A 5350-nucleotide genomic window follows, 5' to 3' on the forward strand; every position below is an offset into this window, starting at 1 on the left:
GGTGGCCGACGTGCTGCGCCACCGCCTGGTGCTGAGCTACGAGGCGCTGGCCGATGGCCTCACGGCCGATCAGATCATCCAGAAGATCGTGCAGAAGATTCCCAAGCCCGACAAACCCATGTCTCACCATGCCGGCGAACGAAGCAACAACAGCTGACGCCATCCTGCGGCGCCTGGAATGGACGGTGATCCGCCGTCTCGACGGGCTGCTGCAAGGCGATTACCGCACCCTCTTCCGCGGCGCGGGGCTCGATCTCGCCGACCTGCGCGAGTGCCAGCACCACGACGACGTGCGCCACATCGACTGGAACGTCACGGCCCGCTTGCAGCACCCCTACGTGCGCCAGTTCACCGAAGACCGCGAGCTCACCGCCTGGTTCCTGCTCGATCTCTCGGGCAGCGTGGACTTCGGCTCCGCGCGCAGCAAACGCAGCGTGTCGGCCGAGTTCGTGGCCGTGCTGGCGCGCCTGCTCACCCGTCACGGCAACCGGGTCGGCGCCATGCTTTACGGCAACCAGCTCGACGAGGTGCTGCCGGCCCGCAACGGCCGCACCCATGTGCTGCATTTGCTGCAGCGCATGCTCAAACACGACACCCCCCAGGCCAAGACGCAGACGCAGCTGCAAGACCTGCTGCAGCGCGCGGCCCCGCTGATCCCGCGCCGCTCCACGGTGTTCGTCGTGTCCGACTTCATCAGCGAGCCCGGCTGGGGCGACATGCTGGCCCGACTCGCGCAGCGGCACGAGGTGCTGGCCGTGCGCCTGTACGACCCGCTGGAGATGGAGTTGCCCGACCTCGGCGTGGTCGCCATGCAAGACGCCGAAACCGGCGAGCAGGTGCTGGTCGACACGCACGACCCGGGCTTCCGCACGCGCTTCGCCAAGGCCGCCGAGCAGCAGGAGGCCGAGCTGCACGCGGCGCTGGCGCGCGCCGGCGTCGACGCGCTGGAGCTTGCCACCGACGAAGACCTGGTCAGCACCCTGCTGCGCTTCGTTGAGCTGCGCCGCCAGCGCAGCCGGCTCGCGGCCGGCGGCGGCATGCCCGCCCACCTGAAGCCGCTGCCCACGGAGCCCACCACGAAGGAGAAGCGTCATGAGCTTCGTGTGGCCTGATCTCCTCTGGCTGCTGGCTGTCCTGCCACTGCTCGTGCTGCTGTACTGGTGGCTGCTGCATCGGCGCAAGAAGAACTCGCTGCGCTTCGCGAGCCTCGCCATCGTCAAGCAGGCCATGGGCAAGGGGCCGGGCTGGCGACGCCACGTGCCGCCGGTGCTGATGCTGCTGGCGCTGGCCACGCTGCTGCTGGCGAGCGCGCGGCCGCGGGCCGTGATCACCCTGCCCTTGCAACAGGAGACCATCATCCTGGCCATGGACGTGTCGGGCAGCATGCGTGCCACCGACGTGCAGCCCAACCGCATGGTGGCCGCGCAGGAGGCAGCCAAGGCCTTCCTGAACGACCTGCCGCGCAACGTGCGCGTGGGCGTGGTCTCGTTCGCCGGCACCGCGGCCGTGGTGCAGCCGCCCACGCAAAACCGCGAAGACATCGTGGCCGCGATCGACCGCTTCCAGCTGCAGCGCGGCACGGCCATCGGCAGCGGCATCGTGCTGTCGCTCGCCACCATCTTCCCCGACGCGGGCATCGACCTCTCGCAGATCACCGGCCAGCGCAACATGCCGCTCGGCCCCGGCGACAAGCCGCCCAAGGAGTTCACGCCGGTGCCGCCGGGCTCTTACGGCTCGGCCGCCATCGTGCTGCTCACCGACGGCCAACGCACCACCGGCCCCGACCCGATGGATGCCGCCAAGATGGCCGCCGACCGTGGGGTGAAGGTCTATTCGGTGGGCATCGGCACCAAGGAAGGCGAGACCATCGGCTTCGAGGGCTGGTCGATGCGGGTGCGCCTGGACGAAGAGACGCTGAAGATGGTGGCCAACCTGACGCGGGCCGAGTACTTCTACGCCGGCACCGCGGCCGACCTCAAGAAGGTCTACCAGTCGCTCAGCTCGCGCCTGATCGTCGAGAAGAAGGAGACCGAGATCACCTCGTTCTTCGCGGCGGCCGCAGCCTTGCTGGTGCTGCTGTCGGCGGGCCTGTCAGTGTGGTGGTTCGGGCGCGTGGCTTGACACGCGTGAGTCACACAGGCCACGTGAAATGGCGACCTCAGCCACTCACCTGATCGAATCATGTTTCACCTGCCTCTGCTTCGCAGCGCATGCCTCGCGCTGCTAGCCGCCACCAGCCTGAACGCCCTGGCGCACGACCTGCGCCACCGCCCGCAGCCCGACACGCCGCCGCTCGTCATCGGCCACCGCGGCGCCTCGGGCTATGTGCCCGAGCACACGCTGGCTTCGTACTGGCTCGCCATCGAGCAAGGTGCCGACTACGTGGAGCCCGACCTCGTTTCGACCAAGGACGGCGTCCTGGTCGCCCGCCACGAGAACGCCATCGCAGTGCTCAACGCGGATGGCAGCGTGCGCGAAGCCACCACCGACGTCGTCGACCACCCCGAGTTCGCCGCCCGCAAGACCACCAAGGTGATCGATGGCACCTCCATCACCGGCTGGTTCACCGAAGACTTCACCCTGGCCGAGCTGAAGACCCTGCGCGCCCGCGAGCGCCTGCCCCAGCTGCGCGTGGCCAACACGCGCTTCGACGGCATGTTCGAGATCCCCACGCTCGACGAAGTGCTCGACCTGGTGAAGCAGGCCAACGAGCGCCGCCGCGAGCGTGCGCTGCTGACCGGCGGCCCCAAGGCCGCGGCCGCGGTGAAGCCCATCGGCGTCTACCCCGAGACCAAGCACCCGACCTACTTCGACGGCATCCGCCTGTCGCTCGAAGAGCCGCTGGTGCGCACCCTGCACCGCCACGGCTACGTGGGCCCGAACGCGCCGGTGTTCATCCAGTCCTTCGAGACGGCCAACCTGCGTGCGCTCAACCGCATGACACGCGTGCCGCTGGTGCAGCTGCTCAACGGCTCGGGCCGGCCCTATGACTTCGTCGTGAGCGGTGACCCGCGCACCTACGCCGACCTGGCCAAGCCCGACGGCCTGCGCGAGATCGCCACCTACGCCAACGGCATCGGCGCCAACACCAACCTGATGATCCCGCTGGTGGGTGGCCGCCTGGGACAACCGACCACGTTGGTGAAGGACGCCCACCTCGCCGGCCTGACCGTGCACGGCTGGACCTTCCGCGCCGAGAACGTGTTCTTGCCCGACGAGTTCGACAGCAACGCCACCCCGGGCGACTTCGGCAACCTGGCCGGCCAGATCAACGCGTTCCTGGCCTTGGGCATGGACGGCTTCTTCACCGACCAGCCCTTCCTGGGCCGCAAGGCGCGCGACGCGTTCGTCGCCGCCAAGTAAGCCAGAGGCTCAGCGCTCCAGCTTGCCCAGCGTGAGGTGGAGCACGCGGTCGCAGCGCGCGGCGAGCGACTCGTCGTGCGTCACCATCACGTAGGCCATGCCCTGCTCGCGCGCCAGGCCGAGCATCATCTGGAAGACGCCATCGGCGGTGCGGCGGTCGAGGTTGCCGGTGGGCTCGTCGGCCAGCACGCAGGCCGGTTGGCCCGCCAGCGCGCGGGCAATCGCCACGCGCTGGCGCTCGCCACCCGAGAGCTGCGCCGGCCGGTGGTGCACACGGTCGGCCAGCCCCACCTGCCCGAGTACAGCCTGCGCCCGCGCGCGCGCCTCGGGCTTGTCGAGGCGACGGATGCGCAAGGGCATGGCCACGTTGTCCAGCGCCGTGAACTCCGGCAGCAGGTGGTGGAACTGGTAGACGAAGCCGAGCTGCTGGTTGCGCCACTCGCCCTGCTCAGACGGGCTCATGGCGACCAAGTCGCGCCCAGCCAACTGAACCCTGCCTTGCGTGGGCGCTTCGAGCCCACCCAGCAGGTGCAGCAAGGTGCTCTTGCCCGAGCCCGAGGCGCCCACGATGGCGAGCGTTTCACCGCGCTGCACGGTGAGGTCGATACCTTGCAGCACGTTCACGTCGAGCCCGCCTTCGGTGAAGCGCTTGTGCAGGCCGCTGGCCTGGATCACGGGTTCACTCATAGCGCAGGGCTTCCGCCGGTTGCACGCGGCTCGCCCGCCAGCTCGGGTACAGGGTGGCGACGAACGAGAGCAGCAGGGAGATCAAGGTGATCGGCAGGATGTCGGCGGACTGCGGTTCGCTGGGCATGCGGCTGATGAGGTAAATGCTGCCTGGCAGAAAGCTCGTGTGCAGCACGCGCTCGATGAAGGGCACGATCACATCGATGTTGAAGGCCACCAGCAGGCCGAACAACACGCCGGCCAAGGTACCGATCACGCCCGAAGCGGCGCCCTGCACCATGAAGATGCCCATGATGGAGCGCGGGCTCGCACCCAGGGTGCGCAGGATGGCGATGTCGGCACGCTTGTCGGTGACCGTCATCACCAGCGTGGAGACGAGGTTGAATGCCGCCACCGCAACGATCAGCGTGAGGATGATGAACATCAGCCGCTTCTCCAGCTGCACGGCGGCGAACCAGTTGCGGTTGGTGCGCGTCCAGTCGCGCACCGTCACTTGCGGCCCGAGCTGGGCCGACAGCTCGGCCGCAACCTGCTGTGCCTGGTGCAGGTCTTTCAGGCGCAGCTGCACGCCCATCGGCCCTTCCACGCGGAAGAGCCGTGCCGCATCCTCGATGTGGATGAGGGCGAGCGTGCTGTCGTACTCGTAGTGGCCGGAGTCGAAGGTGCCGACCACGGTGAGCTGCTTGAGCCGCGGCACCACGCCGGCCGGCGTGAATTGCCCGCCCGGGGCCACGATGGTGACGCTGTCGCCCTCGCGCACGCCCAGCGAGCGCGCCAGTTCGCTCCCCAGCACGATGTGCCAGGCGCCGGGCGTGAGGCGGGCCAGCGTGGTGTCCTTCAGTTGTGCGGCGAGGTCGGTGACGGTGGCCTCTTCGCCGGGCGAGATGCCACGCACCACCGCACCGCGCATGTCATCGCCCCGAGCGATCAGGGCCTGGGTCGCCACGAAGGGTGCAGCACCGACCACCTGCGGGTTCTTGCGGGCCAGCGCCGCCGTGGCCTGCCAATCGGCAAGCGCACCGCCCTGAATGTCCATCACCTCCACATGGGCGATGACCGACAGCATGCGGTCGCGCACCTCCTTCTGGAAGCCGTTCATCACCGACAGCACGATGATCAACGCCGCCACGCCAAGCGCAATGCCCAGCATGGACACGCCCGAGATGAAGGAGATGAAGCCGTTGCGCCGCCCGGCGCGACCGGCCCGGGTATAGCGCCAACCGACTTGGAGTTCGTAAGGCCAGTTCATGGTGGGCCGCATGCTACCTGAGGGTGCCTGCAACAAGCGAAGCGAGTTGCC

5 protein-coding genes are annotated in these 5350 nt (G+C 68.6%); 3 read left to right on the forward strand and 2 right to left on the reverse strand.

Features of this window, described 5'->3' with window-relative positions:
* Positions 1-128: 128 nt before the first annotated feature.
* From VFL64_RS08290 to VFL64_RS08300, 3 genes are read left to right on the forward strand one after another with little or no spacing between them, the layout of a single operon-like run.
* Positions 129-1112: a DUF58 domain-containing protein gene (locus VFL64_RS08290; protein ID WP_489539904.1), complete on the forward strand. Its 984-nt coding sequence runs from the start codon at positions 129-131 to the stop codon at positions 1110-1112.
* A complete protein-coding gene (locus VFL64_RS08295) occupies positions 1093-2121 on the forward strand; it encodes a VWA domain-containing protein (RefSeq protein WP_489539905.1) in 1029 nt (342 codons plus the stop codon). Before VFL64_RS08290 ends, VFL64_RS08295 begins: the two co-directional genes overlap by 20 nt.
* Before the next feature lie 60 nt (positions 2122-2181).
* Positions 2182-3363, forward strand: coding sequence for a glycerophosphodiester phosphodiesterase (locus VFL64_RS08300; protein WP_489539906.1), 1182 nt, complete (start codon positions 2182-2184; stop codon positions 3361-3363).
* 9 nt (positions 3364-3372) lie between these two features.
* Here the strand turns inward: VFL64_RS08300 and lolD are convergent, their stop codons facing one another.
* Both lolD and VFL64_RS08310 read right to left on the reverse strand, forming a co-directional pair.
* Positions 3373-4050: a lipoprotein-releasing ABC transporter ATP-binding protein LolD gene (lolD, locus tag VFL64_RS08305; protein WP_489539907.1), complete on the reverse strand. Its 678-nt coding sequence runs from the start codon at positions 4048-4050 to the stop codon at positions 3373-3375.
* Positions 4043-5299 carry a lipoprotein-releasing ABC transporter permease subunit gene (locus tag VFL64_RS08310; protein WP_489539908.1) on the reverse strand — a complete coding sequence of 419 codons (1257 nt, stop codon included), beginning with the start codon at positions 5297-5299 and terminating at the stop codon, positions 4043-4045. The genes lolD and VFL64_RS08310 overlap by 8 nt, the downstream gene beginning before the upstream one ends.
* Between the last annotated feature and the right edge of the window lie 51 nt (positions 5300-5350).

The sequence above is a fragment of the Rhizobacter sp. genome (assembly GCF_035702065.1).
Classification (GTDB): Bacteria; Pseudomonadota; Gammaproteobacteria; order Burkholderiales; family Burkholderiaceae_C; genus Rhizobacter.